At 47.0% G+C, this 17,074-nt stretch carries 17 protein-coding genes; 11 read left to right on the plus strand and 6 right to left on the minus strand.

The window, feature by feature from the left end; all coding sequences use genetic code 11:
• Both QUA23_RS03360 and QUA23_RS03365 read right to left on the minus strand, forming a co-directional pair.
• Positions 1–300, minus strand: coding sequence for a contact-dependent growth inhibition system immunity protein (locus tag QUA23_RS03360; protein WP_333058810.1), 300 nt, complete (start codon positions 298–300; stop codon positions 1–3).
• On the minus strand, positions 297–836 hold the full coding sequence (locus QUA23_RS03365; RefSeq protein ID WP_333073202.1) for an RNase A-like domain-containing protein: 540 nt from the start codon (positions 834–836) through the stop codon (positions 297–299). Before QUA23_RS03365 ends, QUA23_RS03360 begins: the two co-directional genes overlap by 4 nt.
• Positions 837–1,154: 318 nt before the next feature.
• Between QUA23_RS03365 and rfbF the strand changes: the two genes are divergently transcribed.
• The 5 genes from rfbF (at position 1,155) to QUA23_RS03390 (ending at position 6,033) form a co-directional block, all read left to right on the plus strand.
• Positions 1,155–1,931, plus strand: a complete 777-nt coding sequence (gene rfbF / locus QUA23_RS03370) for a glucose-1-phosphate cytidylyltransferase (protein WP_333073204.1) — start codon at positions 1,155–1,157, stop codon at positions 1,929–1,931.
• Positions 1,932–2,136: 205 nt separating this feature from the next.
• Entirely contained in the window at positions 2,137–3,201 is a 1,065-nt protein-coding gene (locus tag QUA23_RS03375; RefSeq protein ID WP_333073206.1) for an acyl-CoA dehydrogenase family protein, read from the plus strand.
• Between the two features lie 77 nt (positions 3,202–3,278).
• Positions 3,279–4,010: a cyclase family protein gene (locus QUA23_RS03380; RefSeq protein ID WP_333073207.1), complete on the plus strand. Its 732-nt coding sequence runs from the start codon at positions 3,279–3,281 to the stop codon at positions 4,008–4,010.
• 176 nt (positions 4,011–4,186) lie between these two features.
• Entirely contained in the window at positions 4,187–4,933 is a 747-nt protein-coding gene (locus QUA23_RS03385; RefSeq protein ID WP_333073209.1) for a DUF1995 family protein, read from the plus strand.
• A gap of 329 nt (positions 4,934–5,262) precedes the next feature.
• The gene (locus QUA23_RS03390) at positions 5,263–6,033 is read left to right on the plus strand and encodes a metallophosphoesterase family protein (protein WP_333073211.1); all 771 of its coding nucleotides are present in this window, start codon (positions 5,263–5,265) and stop codon (positions 6,031–6,033) included.
• 177 nt (positions 6,034–6,210) lie between these two features.
• Here the strand turns inward: QUA23_RS03390 and QUA23_RS03395 are convergent, their stop codons facing one another.
• Complete coding sequence (locus QUA23_RS03395) at positions 6,211–7,062, minus strand: M48 family metallopeptidase (protein WP_333073213.1); 852 nt, start codon at positions 7,060–7,062, stop codon at positions 6,211–6,213.
• Between the two features lie 372 nt (positions 7,063–7,434).
• On the opposite strand from QUA23_RS03395, the gene QUA23_RS03400 reads away from it, so the two are divergent.
• The gene (locus QUA23_RS03400; RefSeq protein WP_172188290.1) at positions 7,435–7,959 is read left to right on the plus strand and encodes a DUF4330 domain-containing protein; all 525 of its coding nucleotides are present in this window, start codon (positions 7,435–7,437) and stop codon (positions 7,957–7,959) included.
• A gap of 325 nt (positions 7,960–8,284) precedes the next feature.
• On the opposite strand, the gene QUA23_RS03405 is transcribed toward QUA23_RS03400, so the two are convergent.
• Positions 8,285–9,190 (minus strand): alpha/beta hydrolase, encoded by a 906-nt coding sequence (locus QUA23_RS03405; protein WP_333073216.1) that lies wholly within the window; start codon positions 9,188–9,190, stop codon positions 8,285–8,287.
• 565 nt (positions 9,191–9,755) lie between these two features.
• Here QUA23_RS03405 and QUA23_RS03410 point away from each other — a divergent pair.
• Entirely contained in the window at positions 9,756–10,337 is a 582-nt protein-coding gene (locus tag QUA23_RS03410; protein WP_333110293.1) for a hypothetical protein, read from the plus strand.
• On the opposite strand, the gene QUA23_RS03415 is transcribed toward QUA23_RS03410, so the two are convergent.
• Positions 10,305–11,240, minus strand: a complete 936-nt coding sequence (locus tag QUA23_RS03415) for a hypothetical protein (protein ID WP_333073220.1) — start codon at positions 11,238–11,240, stop codon at positions 10,305–10,307. The two genes, QUA23_RS03410 and QUA23_RS03415, sit on opposite strands and share 33 nt — an antisense overlap.
• 301 nt (positions 11,241–11,541) lie before the next feature.
• On the opposite strand from QUA23_RS03415, the gene QUA23_RS03420 reads away from it, so the two are divergent.
• The 4 genes from QUA23_RS03420 (at position 11,542) to QUA23_RS03435 (ending at position 15,581) form a co-directional block, all read left to right on the plus strand.
• The gene (locus QUA23_RS03420; RefSeq protein ID WP_333093758.1) at positions 11,542–11,703 is read left to right on the plus strand and encodes a hypothetical protein; all 162 of its coding nucleotides are present in this window, start codon (positions 11,542–11,544) and stop codon (positions 11,701–11,703) included.
• Positions 11,704–12,148: 445 nt separating this feature from the next.
• Entirely contained in the window at positions 12,149–13,051 is a 903-nt protein-coding gene (locus QUA23_RS03425; RefSeq protein WP_333042449.1) for an MBL fold metallo-hydrolase, read from the plus strand.
• A gap of 240 nt (positions 13,052–13,291) precedes the next feature.
• Complete coding sequence (locus tag QUA23_RS03430) at positions 13,292–14,509, plus strand: bifunctional riboflavin kinase/FAD synthetase (protein WP_333073222.1); 1,218 nt, start codon at positions 13,292–13,294, stop codon at positions 14,507–14,509.
• A 163-nt stretch (positions 14,510–14,672) separates the two neighbouring features.
• Positions 14,673–15,581 (plus strand): MoxR family ATPase, encoded by a 909-nt coding sequence (locus QUA23_RS03435; RefSeq protein WP_333073224.1) that lies wholly within the window; start codon positions 14,673–14,675, stop codon positions 15,579–15,581.
• 253 nt (positions 15,582–15,834) lie between these two features.
• On the opposite strand, the gene QUA23_RS03440 is transcribed toward QUA23_RS03435, so the two are convergent.
• Positions 15,835–17,043, minus strand: a complete 1,209-nt coding sequence (locus QUA23_RS03440; protein WP_333073226.1) for a glycosyltransferase — start codon at positions 17,041–17,043, stop codon at positions 15,835–15,837.
• Between the last annotated feature and the right edge of the window lie 31 nt (positions 17,044–17,074).

Here is a 17,074-nt window from a genome sequence, read left to right on the forward strand (position 1 = left end):
TTAGCTGGGATTATTCAAAGATTTTTGCACCGATTCCAACCACCCTCGGACTGTTTGATTTTCGGATTGGGGGTCGTAGTAACACCCTAATTCATCGAGGATGAATGCTTCTAAATCGGCTGGGGCGATCGGCATTTCTAGCAGTTTGCTGAGTTCTTGCGATGCAGCTTCAACACTTTCGGGTGGTTCGCTGCTGCGGTAGTTGTTCACTACCTCGCTGGGAGTGTCAGCTTCTAAAGGCCAGTCTTGGTGAAAGTAGGAACTAAAAAATTGGGTTAAATGAGGAAATTGATTGATCATTGGGGATAAGCAGTGAGAATAAAGTATCCGGGAGGTAATTTGGCGCTGCGCTGGAGGACGATTCTCAGGCTAGTTGTCGAAGTTGCTTTGGATGCGCGGCGACGCAGAGTAATGCCAATGATTCTGTTGGCATTGTAGTCGATCGTATAACGATTGCCTCGACTTTTCACCCAGGAGTCGATCGCACTTTGATTTCTGTTCATTGCTTCTGCAATAGCCGCTTCGGCGACAGAACGATCAGTAAAAGAAGATGCTGCAGAAATTCTCGTTTCGCTTGCGAGTCGCTGTGCTAGTTGTGCTTCTGTTTTAGCAACGTGTCTCTCTAAAGTGTGCCCTCCTGCTGATTCGTGAAAGTCTAATCCGCCGCCCGGTATGTTCGGAACAAAAGCTAGGGTGGTTGGTGCTATAGTTAAGCCTTCCGGTGCAACAACCGTGGCATAAACACCAGCTATTGCCGATTGGAATAATATAATTATTGAGGCGATCGCACAGAGGATACCTAAAAACTTTTTTAGGCGATCGAGTTGATTTTTCATTGCTGTTGAATCTATTTCTTATATTTAGTATAGGTACTTGTTGGTGTTTTGTCTATTTCTTAATCGACTCTTAGTAAGTTGGAAAATGCGCTGTATTCAAATATACGGTTCGCAGTACCCACCCTACTGCTAGTTAGAAATTGCGCGCAGCATTCAAATACACGCTGCGGTTGCGCGCACCCTAAAATTATTTATAATAGTTCGTGATTTCTGCGGTTTACAAAGCTTCACTCACTATGAGAAAATGTTAATAATTCTTTGAAAAAAATCCTGATGATTGATGATAAGTTACTTTATTATCTTTAAAAATGTGAAAAAATGCAAGTAGTTATCCTAGCAGGTGGCCTCGGTACTCGTCTCAGAGAAGAAACAGAATTTCGTCCCAAACCCTTAGTTGAGGTGGGGGGGCATCCGATTATTTGGCACATCATGAAGATCTATGCACACTACGGTTTCCAAAACTTTATTGTGTGCTTGGGCTATCGCGGCAACATGATTAAAGAATATTTCCTAAATTATGAAGCCATGAACAATGACTTTACTATCTGTCTGGGACGCCAACATACCATCACTTATCACGAGGAACATCTCGAACAAGATTTTAAAGTGACACTAGCTGAAACTGGCGCCGCAAGCATGACAGGAGGGCGGGTAAAACGGATCGAAAAATATATCGATCGCGAGAATTTCATGGTGACATACGGCGATGGAGTAGCCGATGTCGATATTGAAGCCTTGATGGATTTTCACAAATCTCACGGGAAGCTGGCAACTGTCACTACATTTCGCCCGATTTCTCGCTTTGGAATTTTGGAGGTAGACAGCGATAGCCGCGTAGTTCAATTTACTGAAAAACCTCAAATCGACGGCTGGATCAGTGTTGGATATATGATATTTAACCGCCGGGTATTTGAGTATTTGGGGGGAGATGATTGTATTTTAGAACAAGAGCCGATGCAGCGTTTGGCGGCAGACGGACAGTTGATGGCTTACCGTCATGAGGGCTTCTTCTTTGCGATGGATACTTTTCGAGAGTACAAGTATTTAAACGAACTTTGGGATGAAGGGAAGGCTCCTTGGAAAGTGTGGAAATAAATTAGTTTGGGGGCGAGATTTAATTTCCGCCCCACACAAGGTTGACTAAAAATTACTATAAAATTACCTCCTAAATCCGGTTGCTTCGTAGATCTTTCGTGAGTTATCGCAAAAATCGTAGTAACTGGGTTTTTATAGATCCCTATCCGTGGGAAGTGAAACTTTTCCAAATAAGGTAAAACTCACTATAAAATAATTATAAAAAATGGATTCGCAAGAAATTCTCAACAGCACAAAAACTTACCTACAAAAGTGCGTTGCACCCCACGCGGAAATTATCGACAGCGACTCGGAAGCGCTAAAAACAGCAGTTGCGGGATTGGAAGATCGATCGCTCTTAGCGTTGCGAGTTCCCCAAAAATGGGGCGGCGCTGAAATTGCACCGGAGATTTTTTACCAATATCAAGAATTGACGGCTCGATATTCCGGCGCTTTGTCTTTCCTGCAAACTCAGCACCACAGCGCAACTGCAATGCTTGCCAACAGCGACAATGAAATGCTAAAAAGCAGATACTTGCCCGCGATCTCCCAAAAAGAGTTACGCTTGGGTATTGGGTTTTCGCATTTGCGGCGATCGGGCAATCCGGCAGTCACCGCAACTCCCACAAAAGCGGGCTATTTACTGTCAGGAAAAGTTCCTTGGGTAACAGGTTTTAGATTGTTTCAAAAGTTTATTGTAGCCGCGGTACTTCCTGACGAACGCGCTGTTTTCGGTTTAGTGCCTTTTGCCAATATTGAACGCGAATCGGGGAAAATAGCTTTTAGCGAAATCATGCAGTTAATCGCCATGAACTCGACTAATACTGTGACAGCCACTCTCGATAATTGGTGGCTGCATGAATCGGAAATAATTTCAGTTAAACCGGTCGGCTGGATTTCGGAAAACGACAGCAAAAATATACTGAATTTTGTCCCCGGTACTTTTGGCTGTATTCGAGCGGGATTGGATGTAATAGCAGCAGCGGCTGCTGTTAAGAATTCACCTTTGATAGCGGCGGCTTCCGAAAAATTAGAGCAAAAGCTCGATCGGCTAAAAGAGAAGCTCCAACAATCTCAACATAGCTCGAAAGCAGAACAATTAGCCCTGCGAGCTCAAGCCATTGATTTAGCGGTGCGTTGCGGGCACGCGGCGGTTGCAGTTTCTAGCGGTGCTGCTAACGGTGTGCTACACCCCGCCGGGAGAGTTTACCGAGAAGCTTTGGTGTATACTGTTTCCGGACAAACAAAGGATGTTATGGAAGCAACGCTCGATCGACTAATCGAATTTTAGATTTTATATTTTATATTGAGCTTGCAAAAGGTCAAAAACTCAACTTTGTTTAATAAATAATAGATATATTTAATCTGATGACAAACAACTTCAACTCAAATAACTTAAAAACTATAGCCTACAGCCAAATTATAGACTTAACCCATGTAATTCATCCAAATATTCCCATTTGGCCAGGAGATCCAGCCACAGAAATTGCCACAGTATCTCAAATAGACACAGACGGGTATTTCCTGCGAAAATTCTCAATGGGAGAACACAGCGGCACTCACATCAATGCACCCAACAGCTTTTATGCAGGAGGCGCCAGCATTGATAGTTATTCCCCGCAGTCGCTAGTTTCCCCTGCAATTACGATCGACCTCCGAGATCAAAGTCTTGCCAATCCCGACTACACTTTAACAATTGATGATATATTGACTTGGGAACGGCAGCACAAACTTATAGAACCGGGAAATCTAGTTTTATTGTATACTGGCTGGGAAGAAAAATGGGATAATCAGGGAGCATTTTTCAACCGAGACGATCGCGGAATTTGCCACTTTCCCGGATTTGGTAAAGCAGCCACTCAATTTTTGCTAGAAGAACGCTCTATCGGGGGAATTGGAACAGATACCCACGGAGTCGATACCGGGCAAGATGAAAGTTTGGCGGTTAATAAATTGGTATTGGAAAAGCAGCGAATAGTGCTGGAAAATCTGGCAAATCTCGACTTGTTACCTGCGGCTGACATCACTTTAGTTATCGGAATATTGCGCCTTTTGGGAGGTTCTGGTTCGCCCGTATCGGTGTTAGCTTTTGTTGCTTAGTACGGTCAAACTTACATCTTGTACCATTCTCAAGAACAGGCAAGATGCCTGTTCCACAAAGAGTGAAGTTTCTTGTGGAACAGGCATCTTGCCTGTTCCTAAATAGGTAATTGAGAATAGTGCAATATCTCAGGTAAAATTAGAGTGAGAGAAGTCGAGTAAAAACAATAAGATTAATGACAGAACTGCCCAAGGATCTCAACGAGGCGATCGCCCAATCCCGCATTGCCACCGCCGCTGCCCTCTCGGACGGCAAAAATCTACTGCAAGTCGAATTAGTATTTCCAGAAATCGCCCTGCAAGCACAGTCTATCACCCTACAATTCCTCCCAGAATTTGAGGAAATCTACCCTGGAGTCAAAGTCTTTTTTCCCGACGCCGGTGCGGCAGCCCTCGCGCGCCGCGACTGGGGAGAAACACCGTTTAAAGTCACTGATTTGGGCAGCAGTCGCAGCCCTGTTGAAGATAAAATAGCACCGGAAGATCAACTTTTCATTTTGATCAATCCAGCAGCCGTAGAAGTTGCCCAAGTCGAAAAAATTTACATAGCTGCGGCCGGTCGCCCAGTAATTCTACTCAACCCGCGCCTGGAAGATGTTGCCACTATAGGTATAGGCTATGCGGGCCGCCAATTGCGGGATCGATTCCTCAGCAAAATTGAATCCTGCTACTACATCAGATCCCTAGACACTGCTGCTTTATTCCGCTGCTACCCCCAATCGTGGCAAGTGTGGCTAGAAACAAACAACGAATACGAACTAATTTCTGAAACTGCCCAAAAACCAGTCGGAGACGATTTAGAGCGGATTTTAGCCAAAGCTCTCGGAACCGACGATCCTGACTCCACCACACCTGCCAAACCTGTAAAAAAGAAAGGTTTTTTGGCAGAACTCCAGACATTCCTCAAAGCTTTGACTCAGTGACAATCGTTAAGGCTCGATCGTATTTTAGGGTGTGTCAGCTAGGATTATTTTCGACTTGATCGGTCGGCTAATCGCTGATGCACCCTAAAGCGTGAAATAACTCAAAGCTTTGCCTCAGTAACAGCAGTTGCAGAAGCACAATTAACAGCTTGCCTGTGTTTCTATCCGTAGCTACGCAAACAGGTAGTCGCGAGCTTTACACGACATTTATACAAAGCAGTATAATGGGTGACACCCCTCCACCGTAAAAGAGGGGAGGCAAATAGCAGCAAAATCAGATGCTATAAGCTAGAGATGGGGCTTTTGAGTCAGGGAAGCGGATAAACACAATGGAGCACCGGCGCATTGTTATCGGGGACGTACACGGGCATTACGACGGGTTAATGACCCTGCTAGAGGCACTTGCCCCCAGCTCGAACGATCGCGTCTATTTTTTGGGAGACTTAATCGATCGTGGCCCCAAAAGCGCTCAGGTATTAGATTTTGTGCAGCAAAGCCCCTACCAAACTCTGTTGGGCAACCACGAACAACTGATGCTGGAGGCTTTGTCGGGGACGCCGATGGATATGCGAGCGTGGCAATCTTGGCTCTACAGTGGCGGCGATGCGACAGTAGCGAGCTACAGAGATACAGGGATGATGCCGTACAAACACCTAGAGTGGCTGCGATCGCTCCCCACGCACTTGGACTTAGGGGACATCTGGCTGGTTCACGCCGGCGTTGACCCCCATTTGTCGATCGATGAACAGTCGATCGAACAACTGTGTTGGATTCGCAAGGAATTTCACACCATGTCGAAACCCTATTTTCCCAATAAATTAATTATCACCGGTCACACGATCACCTTTACCTTTCATGGGGTCAGACCGGGCGAATTAGTCAGGGGCGAAGGGTGGTTGGATATTGACACGGGTGCTTATCATCCCAAAAGCGGCTGGCTGACAGGATTTGACCTCAGCTACCGCAGAGTTTATCAAGTAAATGTATTTAACAATCAAGTACGAATTTTGCCGTTTGACGAAGTTGTCAGGCAATTGAAGCCGCAGCCGATTGCACCCCCGAAACCTGCGATCGATTCTGTTGTTCCACAGCAGTGTTAAATCAAGTTTTCGTTGTAGGGTATGTCAGCTTAAGTCCGATCTATTAAATCGAAATTAACTTGCTGCTGACTTACCCTAGTAACTGGATTTGTTTTTTAACGAACCCCGAAGACGCGAAGATCGGGAAGTAAGAGAAGAGAAGAGAAAATAAGAGAGTGCCTGACTGATTTACATTTGCTAGGAACCTAAAAGCCTGCGGATTTCTAGCCTGTAATCCTCATTATCCAAACCTTCACCACTAGCAAGATCGGGATCTATAGCCTGCGAAATAGCAGCAATGCGATCGGCAGTAGCCGGGTGAGTGCTCAAAATGCTCGGAGGAGAAGGCTTGTTGAGCAACTTTTTCATAAAATCAACCATCCCAGATTGAGCGTAGCCCGCTCGCCCCATAGTTTGCAATCCCAACTGATCGGCTTCATACTCAGCTTGGCGGCTGTGGGGACGCCGCAAAGCCAATTCCACCCCAATCTGAACCGCCTGAGATCGATCGAGCCCAGTCGCCGAAGCTACACCTGAAGCTATGGCCATTTGACGCATTTGTTTAAGCGCGTGGCGAGCATTAATGTGAGCGATTTCGTGGGCGATCACACTTGCCAATTCTGCCTCATTGTCCGCCGCTGCCATCAACCCTTTATTCACATAAACAAAACCGCCCATAGTTGCAAAAGCATTAATCGTGTCGTCGTCAATCACTTGAAAAGTATAAGGAATATCGGGGCGAGTGCTTTCTTGAGCGAGCCGCTGACCGATGCGGTTGATATATTCTGTAGTGTCCCGATCGCGGTCAATCTTAAACTCGCTGTTGGTTAACTGCTGATTAATTTGTTGGCCAATAGTTACCTCTTGGCGATCGGACATATTCGACAATTGAATAACTTGAATGCCCCGAAAAATCAGTTCAGGCAAAGAAAATGCTTGAGTCGGTTCCGGGGAAACCACCCCGATACCCGCAGCCACAATCAGGGACAGAAACAGATAAATCCCCCGACCGCAAGTACGCCGGCAAGTCAACCAAAAACTTTTTAACATGAGTGATACGTGCCAGAAGTTAGATAAAATTGTAGGAAAAACTCGAAAAGTCACTAAATAGGCAGACGTAATTTGAGGCTGCTTAGTTGCTATTCTAGCTTTTTGTCAATTTTGAACGGCGCCACCAGCTTTTGGGCGATCCAGCCAAGGCTAACCAACCGCCGTTAACTGCCTTCTGGGTTAAGTGCCCCAGTCATGCGGATTTTGGGCGATCGTTGTGGTAATATCTTTTAGCTTCAGGACTTACGCATCAATAAAGTATGTCATTGCCAGCGGTAGCTCAGCAATAGCAGCATCTGTTTTTCATCGATGTCTGCGTAAGTCCTGAGCTTGTAAACATACTCCTGTCGCTATCAGTATAATAGGCGATTTATGAAAATTTTGGATTCTCAAGGCCGGCTGTTCGGCAAACTCAGCATCCTAGACGTAGGTGCCGCTCTAATCGTACTGCTAGTTGCAGTCGGAATCTTCTTCTTTCCCGGCACTTCTGGCGGTTCCGTCGCTCAAGTCGGCACCAGTGTCAAACCTGTAGAAATTGATGCAATTGCGATCGGTCTCAAAGGAACAAACGTTCAAGATTTGTTCAAAGCAGGCGATAAAATCAATGTGGTGATCCGCAATCAACCCTCCGGTCAGATTACCATCAAATCTGTCAAAACTCTCACCAGAACCCTAGCAGTTCCTCAGCCCAACGGCACTCTGAAAGCTCTCCCCGATCCCAGAGAAGAAGAAGCTTTCAGCAAAAATATGATGTTTACCTTAGAGGGAAAAGGTCAACTTACTGAAAATGGCCCGGTTTTAGGTAATACGAAAGTCAAAATTGGCACTACGCTAGAGCTTGAAGGCAACAAGTACATTTTCAACGCCAGCGTTATCGACGTGCGAGTCAAAGAATAATTAGTAGTCAGTTGTCAGTTGACAGTTGACAGTTGTCAGTGGTCATTGGTGTCAAATTCAGACTAAAATTCATGATAAATCTCGCTTATAGCAGAGTCTAGATCACCCCTAGCCCCCCTTAAGAAAGGGGGGGACAAGATTATTGTCAAAGTCCCCTTTATTAAGGGGGATCTAGACTTGGATATAAACGAGAGATACAGCGGTCTTTAGGATTAAGTTGACATCTATGGGTAGTGGGAAATTAATCTTCCTTCTTCCCTCGAATCTGAAACCTCTATCCGTGACATCCGTTTGCATCCGTTAAAAAATCCGTTGCCGAACTTCTTCACCCTTCCGAAAGCAATTTTAAGTATTGCCGAATTAAGCCAATCGTGACAGCGGGAATTTCTAACTGCGGAGTCAAACCTACATTTTCCAGAGGTTGAAAAACTTTGATTGCTTCGGGGTTGAGGTTGGCCAACCGCTGGCCGATATCGGGTCCGGTAAACTGCGATTTTTCTCCCCAAATAATCGCTGTCGGTGTTGTTAGCTGAGTAATGTACAGCGACAAATCAAAGCACAAATCTCCCCGCACAAAAGACAGGGCGGCATATTCTGCATTTGGTTCCAAAGCAGATGCGAGGTAAGCATCTACAATTTCTTGGTAAACGCGACGCGAATCGGCAAATTGTCGTTGTTCTAGGAAGCTACGGATGCCGCCGTCTGTGGCGATTCCGGTACTGTAGAGCAAGCGATCTAAAATCGGCGTGTTGACTAGCTTAGCGAAGAAACTGCTGCCGTAATCTTGTCCGAAGTCAGACAAACCGCTGGGTATGGTCAAAATTAGGGATTTGAAGAGATCCGGCCGTGCGATCGCAGCTCGAATCGCGATCGCCCCTGTTAGCGAAGAAGCAACCACTTCTGTCGGACTGCCACAAGTTTTTTCGAGAAATTCGATCAAAGTTGTGATATAATCTTCTACCTGATAATTTCTTGCCGGATGTTCCGATCGCCCCCAACCGATTAAATCAGGTGCTAAAATTCGATATTCTGCCGCAAAAGCCGGATAAACTTTCGACCATTCGTAGGCACTCGACCCGCCACCAAAACCGTGAAAAAATACTAAGTTTGGTTGATTTTCCGAAGTTGAGGTCGGCAACCCCATCCAAGGCATTTTTTCAGCAGTGTAGTAGACCATTCTGCCGAGAGAAGTAACTATTGATCGCTGACCGAAGCCGAGGGGCACAAGCATAAACTAACCTCAATCGCTGTTATATTTTAGATTCTTTTGAGCCGCCCCATCTTTGTTTAAAAAACTTGCAAAGCTGGTGGCGTTTTTGTAAAGATTGAGTAATGATTTAAATCTATTTTAGTACAGGTGAAGCGTGAAACTACAGACAGCAAGTAAGTTTTGCGATTTGGGCAATTCGGCTGTGTAGTTATCCTTACCCTTGCAAACTACCGCCGATCGGAGATAATAGCAAAATGATGGGTAAGACCCCTCACCAAAATAGAGTCTGTTCGCCAACCCCGAAACCAGGCGCTCGGAAAGGAGGACTATTAGAACTCGCTTTCAGGCAGGCAGCAGGTTGGCAGACCCTGGCCAATGACAAATCATTAATCACGATATTTTGCGGAGCAGTGGCTTTTGAGGTCGAAAGTCTTTGTTGGAGGGCGGGCAATGGGGTTTCGATTCCTAATTGCAGGTTTGGCAATCACTGGCCTCGCCGTTATCAATTCCAAAACAGAAGAAACAACTAATCTCAGGGAGGTCTACTAAAATGCAACTGCTCAGAAAACGGGATCGCGAGGGTTTTATGGTTGATGCAAAAAGTCTTCAATCTGACGGGTTTGCAGAATTTGACACAGCCTGTCGAAGCATGGATTTAAACGACAAAAAGTCTTTTGTCGCCACTCCAGAACGCTCAGGTGCAGGGTCAGAGGTGCGCTCGCGCGCCACAACAGTACCTGCGATCGTCCGCGTAGCTTTAGAAGACTTGAAATGCTTTGAAGTAGTAGAACACCAGTTTGCACATTGGGGGGTGACTTTTAGCAATGCCGTCGCCATCCAACCTTCAAACCCAGCCTTTTTCACGGGTTCTGGAGCAACAGTGTTAATGGGTGCCCCCAAAAGCGGACTGATAGAAGTAACTTTTAAGTATCCAGTTCGCTGGGTTTCGGGACTTGTCACCAGTTCGCGACGAACTGTTTTATCTGCTTGTGACATTGACGGCAACCCAATTGTTCAGGATGAAATGCCGGCGCCCAATCTGGTCGGGTCTAATTCTCCGATCGCCCCTAGGGCTCCCCTGCGCGTAAAAGCTCGGAATATTCATAAAATTACTTTTTACGCTTTTGACGGTCAGCTAATAGTCGATGACTTGATGTTTGGATTTTAAAGCCATGCCATAAGTAGCATCCCAAGTCTGCAAACCTTCGAGAAGGGCATTGCGGACTAAAGCTTCTGGTTCCCGACTCAGCATCAGCCGAAAACACTCGGCAGCGCGGGAACGGGCGATCGAACTTTTGACTGAACTCACAGGACCAAACCCACCCTTATTCACCAAATCGGTCATTTGTCGCACTGCAATCAAACGCTTCACGGGGTCAGCATCAGTCAAATCCGCCAGAATGCGATCGAGCGCCACTTCATCTTTTGCGGCCCCCAGACTCAACCCTTGCCGCAGCAAAAGTCCTGCAATCGCGAGCGTGCCCAAATTCTGCAAAATCACGCTCAAAGCCATCCAGTGGCTCTCGGAGTCCGCCCAAATCGCCAAAGTCATGTAAGCGCCCAAGGTAGCAATCCCGCCCGTGCCCACGGCTAAAACGAATCGGCGGTTCGGGCCCTCCCAAAATTGCTCGCCTTTTGCTCGCAGCAATTGCCAGTCCCACGACTGCCCTCGGTAAACCAGCATCATCGCTGCTATCCCCAGACCGGTGGAAAACAGTAACTGACTGTTCCACCACCCCCAAACTGCTGCCAGGGTGACAACGGCCAGCCAACCTTTCGATCGAGTCAAATGCTCTAGCAGCCACTTGAGAAGAGCAGTAGAAACCACAGGCGATCGGGCCCAGGAGGTCTTACCATCTGCCCTCCTACGCCTTGTTTCGGCAGTCCGGCCTGTGGCTGTTGGGGTTCCCGGCGGGCGATGATCGTCCGAACTAAATTCCCTCAAAGCTTGACCATCAGTTATTTCTAAAGACAGGTCGCTCAAGGGGAGATTGCCGAGTTCCAAAGTGCGATCGGACACTTTCACAGGCGATCTATTCAGCTTGGTTGTAGTTTTTTTAACTTGATTCATACTGACTCTTTTGAAAAATAACTTAAAGTTATCCAGCCTTTTTTAGCACTGATTTAGATTCTCGGTAAACAAGAGTCTAAGACTCTATGATACCCGAAATTCAAACCCGTGACGAGTACCGCAACTGCGCGGAATTCCGAGAAATCCTTACCCAAAATAGAGCTATTGAAGATTGTTGAGAAAAGCACCACAGGCTAACAGGGAATATTTCTGCATCACTCTTGAGACAGAATGGCGCTCGGAGTTGGCATGATGGCAAAAAATCGAAATTTTTTAATTTCAGAAAAGAGGGGAATTTTGAGTGATTGAATTCGTCTGCCAAGAAATGCACGACGAAAATTTAGCCTTTTGCCCGCAGGCCCGGACTCTGGCTGCTACCCCGGTGTCAGATGAGGCTGGGCTCAGCTTGACCAGCGGGACGAACCGCAGCCTCCGGGCGGGCCGAGAATCCAGACACAGATAGTATTGTTGGATAATTAGCAGGAGCATTCCTAAACTGCTAAGATTTTTGAATTAATGGGAGTTGAGGAAGCCCATCATCCGGGTTCAAACCGGTAAAGCAGCAAGGCAAACAACCGATAGATCGTGTTCGGCAATTGCGGAGGCTGGAAAAACAGCGGCTTTTGACCAAACTCAGACAGAACTGCTGCCCCAAAGTGTGTCTGCGGAGGTTAGGCTAGTGAAGAGAGGAAAAGAATAGTTACGATCGAGACTTGATTAGTCTACCTTGTAACTTATTGCTCAGTTGTCAAGCCCAACAGTTTTGCATTCTCTGGCAAGCGAGACTCTTGGCACTTCCAACAAGTGGGGAACTCGACCGTCAAAGAACTTGGGTTTGATGGTAAAGCCCTTAGTAATATGTAAACACCTTACCGATAACTCGCCGGAACAATCTTGCAAGAAAACCCATGTCTAGTATGCAAAACCAATTCACGGTTCACTTCTGGGGCGTTAGAGGTAGCATAGCGTCTCCCGGGGCAGAAACAGTACGTTACGGGGGCAACACGCCCTGTGTAGAAATGCGAGTGGGTGACAGTCGCCTAATTTTCGATGGTGGTACTGGATTGCGGGTTTTGGGACAAACTCTCCTGTCCCAGATGCCCGTAAAAGCTCATATGTTTTTTACTCACTCTCACTGGGATCACATTCAAGGATTCCCCTTTTTTGTCCCAGCTTTTATTCCTGGGAACTGCTTTCACATCTATGGGGCTATTGCTCCTAATAAGGCTACTATCCAGCAGCGCCTCCACGACCAGATGCTGCACCCCAATTTTCCGGTGCCCCTGCAAATTATGGGGGCAGACCTGAAATTTAACGATATAGAAGTTGGCAAACCGCTGGAACTCGGAGAGATTAAGGTGGAAACTGCTTTGTTGAACCATCCGGGGGAAGCTATAGGCTACCGCGTCAACTGGCGGGGGTATGCGGCTGCTTACGTGACTGATACCGAACATTTTCCCGATCGTTTAGACGAAAATGTGCTGTATTTGGCTCAGGATGCTGAGGTGCTGATCTACGACGCTACTTATACCGATGAGGAGTATTATGCTGAGAAGAGCAGCAAGGTCGGCTGGGGACATTCGACTTGGCAGGAAGCGGTGAAGGTGGCAAAGGCTGCTAATGTCAAAAAGTTGGTGATTTTTCACCACGACCCGCTGCACAATGACGAGTTTTTAGACAGGGTGGGAGAACAAGTTGCTCAAAGGTTCCCGAACAGTTTGATGGCGCGGGAAGGTTTGTCGTTACAATTGCTGCCTCCTGATAACGATTTGTCTGAAGCGTCGGTGCAAGCGCCTCAAGTGTCTGTCTGAGGGATTTGAGCTTGTCAAATGCTTCTGAAATCTCGATCGGTGAAATCTGAAATTTAAGCGAGGGCTGACCTCACTCAAAGACGGATACCGTGCCACGTACTCCTGTCGTGGAAAACCAAAAAGTTTAGACCAAAGTTCAAACTTCCAGATTTATCTGTGGAGTCAATTCTAAAATCTAAAATCTAAAATCTAAAATCGACTGGCGATCGCAATCTGGCTAAGTATGTCAAAATTTTAAGCGTGTGGGTAACTTCTTCTTGTACCGCTGCTCTGACTCCAACTTCTGTTGCCTTGGGAAACTTTGATGGTTTGCACCTAGGGCATCAACAAGTCGTGCAGCCAATTTTAAATCGATCGCTGGGGCCAAATTCTGCGACGGTTTTTGCGTCGGCAGAAAACTTGCGTTCAAACGCTGGCACAGCTCAAAATTTGGAAAGCGAACCTCCGGCGACCTGCTACAAAGACTCAGCAGCACCACCCGATGGAGCCGACAGCGGCCGTAATTATGATGGTTTGATAGGCCAGACGAAGGCAGAGGGGAACAGCCTCTCTGGTCGCGATTATGATGGGGTCGATCGGCTTTACGGCACTGTGGTGACATTCGATCCGCACCCGCAAGAATTCTTTACGGGTCAACCGAAAAAACTGCTGACGCCTCTGGCAGAAAAGGTAGAATTGCTCGCAGCAATGGGCGTCGAGCAACTTGTGCTGCTGCCGTTCGATCGAGAATTGGCGGCTTTGACTGCTTGTGAGTTTGTCGAGGAAATTTTGGTGCGACAACTAAAAGCCAGTCGAATTAGTGTGGGGGTTGATTTTCGGTTTGGGCGGGGACGCGCTGGGACGGCTGTGGATTTGCAGTCGATCGCCGCCGGTTACGGTATTGATGTTGCTCTTGTACCGCTGCACAATTGCGGTGAGGGCGATCGGATCAGCAGTTCTGCAATCCGCGAAGGTCTGGCATCCGGCGACCTCCCAAGAGCGAATCAGTTGCTGGGGCGACCTTACAGTTTAGTCGGAACTGTGGTTGGCGGACAGCGGCTGGGCAGGATGATCGGATTTCCCACTGCTAATATCGAACTGCCGCCGGAAAAATTTTTGCCACGTTTTGGCGTGTATGCGGTGCGAGTTTCGGTGAAGCATGGATGGGAAAAGATGAAAGAGGAAAGTTCTTCCTATCAGCGGGAAAATCCAAAATCTCTAATTCCCGGCGCAGCATCAAATTTATCTTTTGTCAATGGGGTGATGAATGTTGGCTGCCGCCCGACAGTAGACGGGCTGCAACCCACTGTGGAAGTTCACCTGTTAGATTGGTCGGGGGATTTGTACGGTCAAACCTTGAGCGCGAGTTTGGTAGAGTTTTTGCGGCCAGAACAAAAATTCGCTTCTATGGATGATCTCAAAACTCAAATTCAGGCAGATTGCGATATTGCTAGAAGCCTCTTAACTGCTAAAGTCTAATAATTATGTGATCTAGAACGGCCGATCGGTTTTAAAAATGGTGCAAGATGAGTCAGACTAAATTCTAGTTGTACAAATCCGCAGTCCGCAAGGCAAAGACTCAAGATTTTGGCAATTTGATGTTTGATCCACAATTAGCAATTAGCAATTAGCAATCAGGGATATGAGACAACATATTGAGCGGCTCAAACAAAATCTAAGCAAAACTATGGTCGGCAAAGCGGATGCTATTCGCTTGGTGCTGGTAGCCGTGTTTTCGGGTGGGCACGCGCTGCTGGAAGACGTGCCCGGTGTGGGAAAAACGCTGCTGGCGAAGTCTTTGGCGCGATCGATCGATGGGAAGTTTCAGCGGATTCAGTGCACTCCCGATTTGTTACCGACGGATATCACGGGTACTAATATTTGGAATCCGCGCAGCGGAGAGTTTGAGTTTTTGCCCGGGCCAGTTTTTGCAAATGTTTTGCTTGCCGATGAAATTAATCGAGCGACGCCGCGAACTCAGTCAGCTTTGCTGGAAGTGATGGAAGAAAAGCAGGTGACAGTAGATGGAGTTTCTCGGAATGTTCCGGCGCCGTTTTTTGTGATTGCGACTCAGAACCCGATCGAATATCAAGGCACTTTTCCGCTGCCGGAAGCGCAGATGGATCGGTTTACTTTGTCTTTGACTTTGGGCTATCCCGCTGCGGTGGAAGAATTGCAAATGTTGGAACGGCTTTCTAATAGTTTTGCAGTGGAAGATTTGCAGCCTTGTATTTCTTTGCAACAGGTGCAGGAATTGCGGCGTTTGTGCGCTGCTGTGAAGGTGGAAGGCTCTTTGAAACAGTATATGGTAGATTTGGTGCGATCGACGCGGGAAGATGAGGAGATTACTCTGGGGGTGAGTCCCCGGGGTGCGGTGGCTTTGCACCGGGCATCCCAGGCTTTGGCATTTATGGAGGGCCGGGATTTTGCTACTGATGATGATGTTAAGTATGTGGCGCCGCACGTACTATCTCACCGTTTAATTCCGGCGGGGGGAAGGAGGGCTAAGGCAATTGTTGATCGATTGTTGCGCTCTGTTCCTATTCCTTAAAAAGTTTGTAAGTAGGTCGTTCTAATTAAATAAACAGGCAAAATGCCTGTTCCACAAAGAATGATTTTTATTATGGGATAGGCATGATGCTCGCCCTCGTTATATCAAATCCGGTGGCATCGGAATTAATATTACCCACCATCAGGAAACGGCACGGCCGTTTCCCTACCATTAATAGGGCGAGAGTTACATCCGAGGGGGGCTAATGATTATTTTTGGGTAGGGAAACAGCATTGCCTTACTACTTTTTTAATCACGGCTTAATAGCACTATCAAACAGCGCGACTAATTTTTTGGCCTCTAAATCAACATTGTGTTGTTGAGCAACTCTCTCGGCTCCTGTTTTCCCCATTTGTTCTAGCTTTTCTAAAGGTGCTTCCAATACCGCGCGCATTGCTACGGCTAATGCTTCTGCGGAACCGGGAGGAACTAACCAACCGCAAACACCGGGTTCTACGAGCTCCGGGATGCCAGCAACATAGGTGCTAATTACGGGCCGATTGAGAGCGAGGGCTTCCATAATTACGACGGGCAAACCTTCAGCAAAACTCGGCAATACCATTGCCCGTGAAGCTAAAATCTCTTGCTGAACTCGATCGCCACTGGCCCAGCCGGTAATTTCTATATGATTTTGCAGGCCGAGTTGCAGAATCTGCTTTTCAATATCCGATCGCAGCGGCCCGTCTCCTACCAGTACCAACTTAAATTCTAAGCCTTGAACAGCTAGCAAGTTAGCAGCTTCTAGCAATAACAAATGACCTTTTTGTTCGCTGAGTCTGCCAATGCAAGCTAAGCGGGGTGCTGCGGGTATGGGGACGTAGGGTGCAGCTAAAAATGCAGCATCTACGCCGCAGTGTATGACGTGAATTTTTGACCAAAAAGTGCGATCGCACCACCGAAAAAGCTGACTTTTACCGAAGGAACTAACTGCTGCTACAAAGGTCGATCGTTTAATTTTTTCGTCTAACGAAAGAATTGTGGCTTTATCAAATTCTTCAGGGCCGTGAACGGTGAAACTGTAAGTGGGGCCGCCAAGCACGCGGCACAGCATTGCAACTGTTGTCGAATTTGTCCCGAAGTGAGCGTGAACGTGTGCTGTACCCGATTCTGCAAACCAATTTAAAAGAATGCAAGCTTCTGCTAAATAAGCTAGATGCAGCAAAATCCCCCGTTCCGAGTGCCAGCCAACTTTGAACATTAACCGCACAGCTTCGATGAATCGAATGGGCCTAGTTGCAGCAACGCGAAGCAAACCCCACGCTAACCCCTTTACACCAACTCCTAAGATTACTTTAGTCAATTCTTGCTCTAGTTTGTCGGCTCCATCAACGAGTTCTGACTCGCACGATCGGATGGAAAAACGTGCGACTTTCATGCCGCAATTTTCAACGGCTACCACTTCTCTGCGGACAAAGCTGTGGCTGACTTTGGGATATTGGTTGACTAAATAAGCGATGTTCATGAACGGGGAGAAAATTTTATGGTAAAACTTA

This window comes from Microcoleus sp. Pol1C5 (assembly GCF_036701115.1).
Lineage (GTDB): Bacteria > Cyanobacteriota > Cyanobacteriia > Cyanobacteriales > Microcoleaceae > Microcoleus.

What these genes read in the sequence shown, in the direction of transcription:
- QUA23_RS03360 (WP_333058810.1), bottom strand. Translation starts at nt 300, where the DNA reads ATGATCAATCAATTTCCTCATTTAACCCAATTTTTTAGTTCCTACTTT.
- QUA23_RS03365 (WP_333073202.1), bottom strand. Translation starts at nt 836, where the DNA reads ATGAAAAATCAACTCGATCGCCTAAAAAAGTTTTTAGGTATCCTCTGT.
- rfbF (WP_333073204.1), top strand. Translation starts at nt 1,155, where the DNA reads ATGCAAGTAGTTATCCTAGCAGGTGGCCTCGGTACTCGTCTCAGAGAA.
- QUA23_RS03375 (WP_333073206.1), top strand. Translation starts at nt 2,137, where the DNA reads ATGGATTCGCAAGAAATTCTCAACAGCACAAAAACTTACCTACAAAAG.
- QUA23_RS03380 (WP_333073207.1), top strand. Translation starts at nt 3,279, where the DNA reads ATGACAAACAACTTCAACTCAAATAACTTAAAAACTATAGCCTACAGC.
- QUA23_RS03385 (WP_333073209.1), top strand. Translation starts at nt 4,187, where the DNA reads ATGACAGAACTGCCCAAGGATCTCAACGAGGCGATCGCCCAATCCCGC.
- QUA23_RS03390 (WP_333073211.1), top strand. Translation starts at nt 5,263, where the DNA reads ATGGAGCACCGGCGCATTGTTATCGGGGACGTACACGGGCATTACGAC.
- QUA23_RS03395 (WP_333073213.1), bottom strand. Translation starts at nt 7,062, where the DNA reads ATGTTAAAAAGTTTTTGGTTGACTTGCCGGCGTACTTGCGGTCGGGGG.
- QUA23_RS03400 (WP_172188290.1), top strand. Translation starts at nt 7,435, where the DNA reads ATGAAAATTTTGGATTCTCAAGGCCGGCTGTTCGGCAAACTCAGCATC.
- QUA23_RS03405 (WP_333073216.1), bottom strand. Translation starts at nt 9,190, where the DNA reads ATGCTTGTGCCCCTCGGCTTCGGTCAGCGATCAATAGTTACTTCTCTC.
- QUA23_RS03410 (WP_333110293.1), top strand. Translation starts at nt 9,756, where the DNA reads ATGGTTGATGCAAAAAGTCTTCAATCTGACGGGTTTGCAGAATTTGAC.
- QUA23_RS03415 (WP_333073220.1), bottom strand. Translation starts at nt 11,240, where the DNA reads ATGAATCAAGTTAAAAAAACTACAACCAAGCTGAATAGATCGCCTGTG.
- QUA23_RS03425 (WP_333042449.1), top strand. Translation starts at nt 12,149, where the DNA reads ATGTCTAGTATGCAAAACCAATTCACGGTTCACTTCTGGGGCGTTAGA.
- QUA23_RS03435 (WP_333073224.1), top strand. Translation starts at nt 14,673, where the DNA reads ATGAGACAACATATTGAGCGGCTCAAACAAAATCTAAGCAAAACTATG.
- QUA23_RS03440 (WP_333073226.1), bottom strand. Translation starts at nt 17,043, where the DNA reads ATGAACATCGCTTATTTAGTCAACCAATATCCCAAAGTCAGCCACAGC.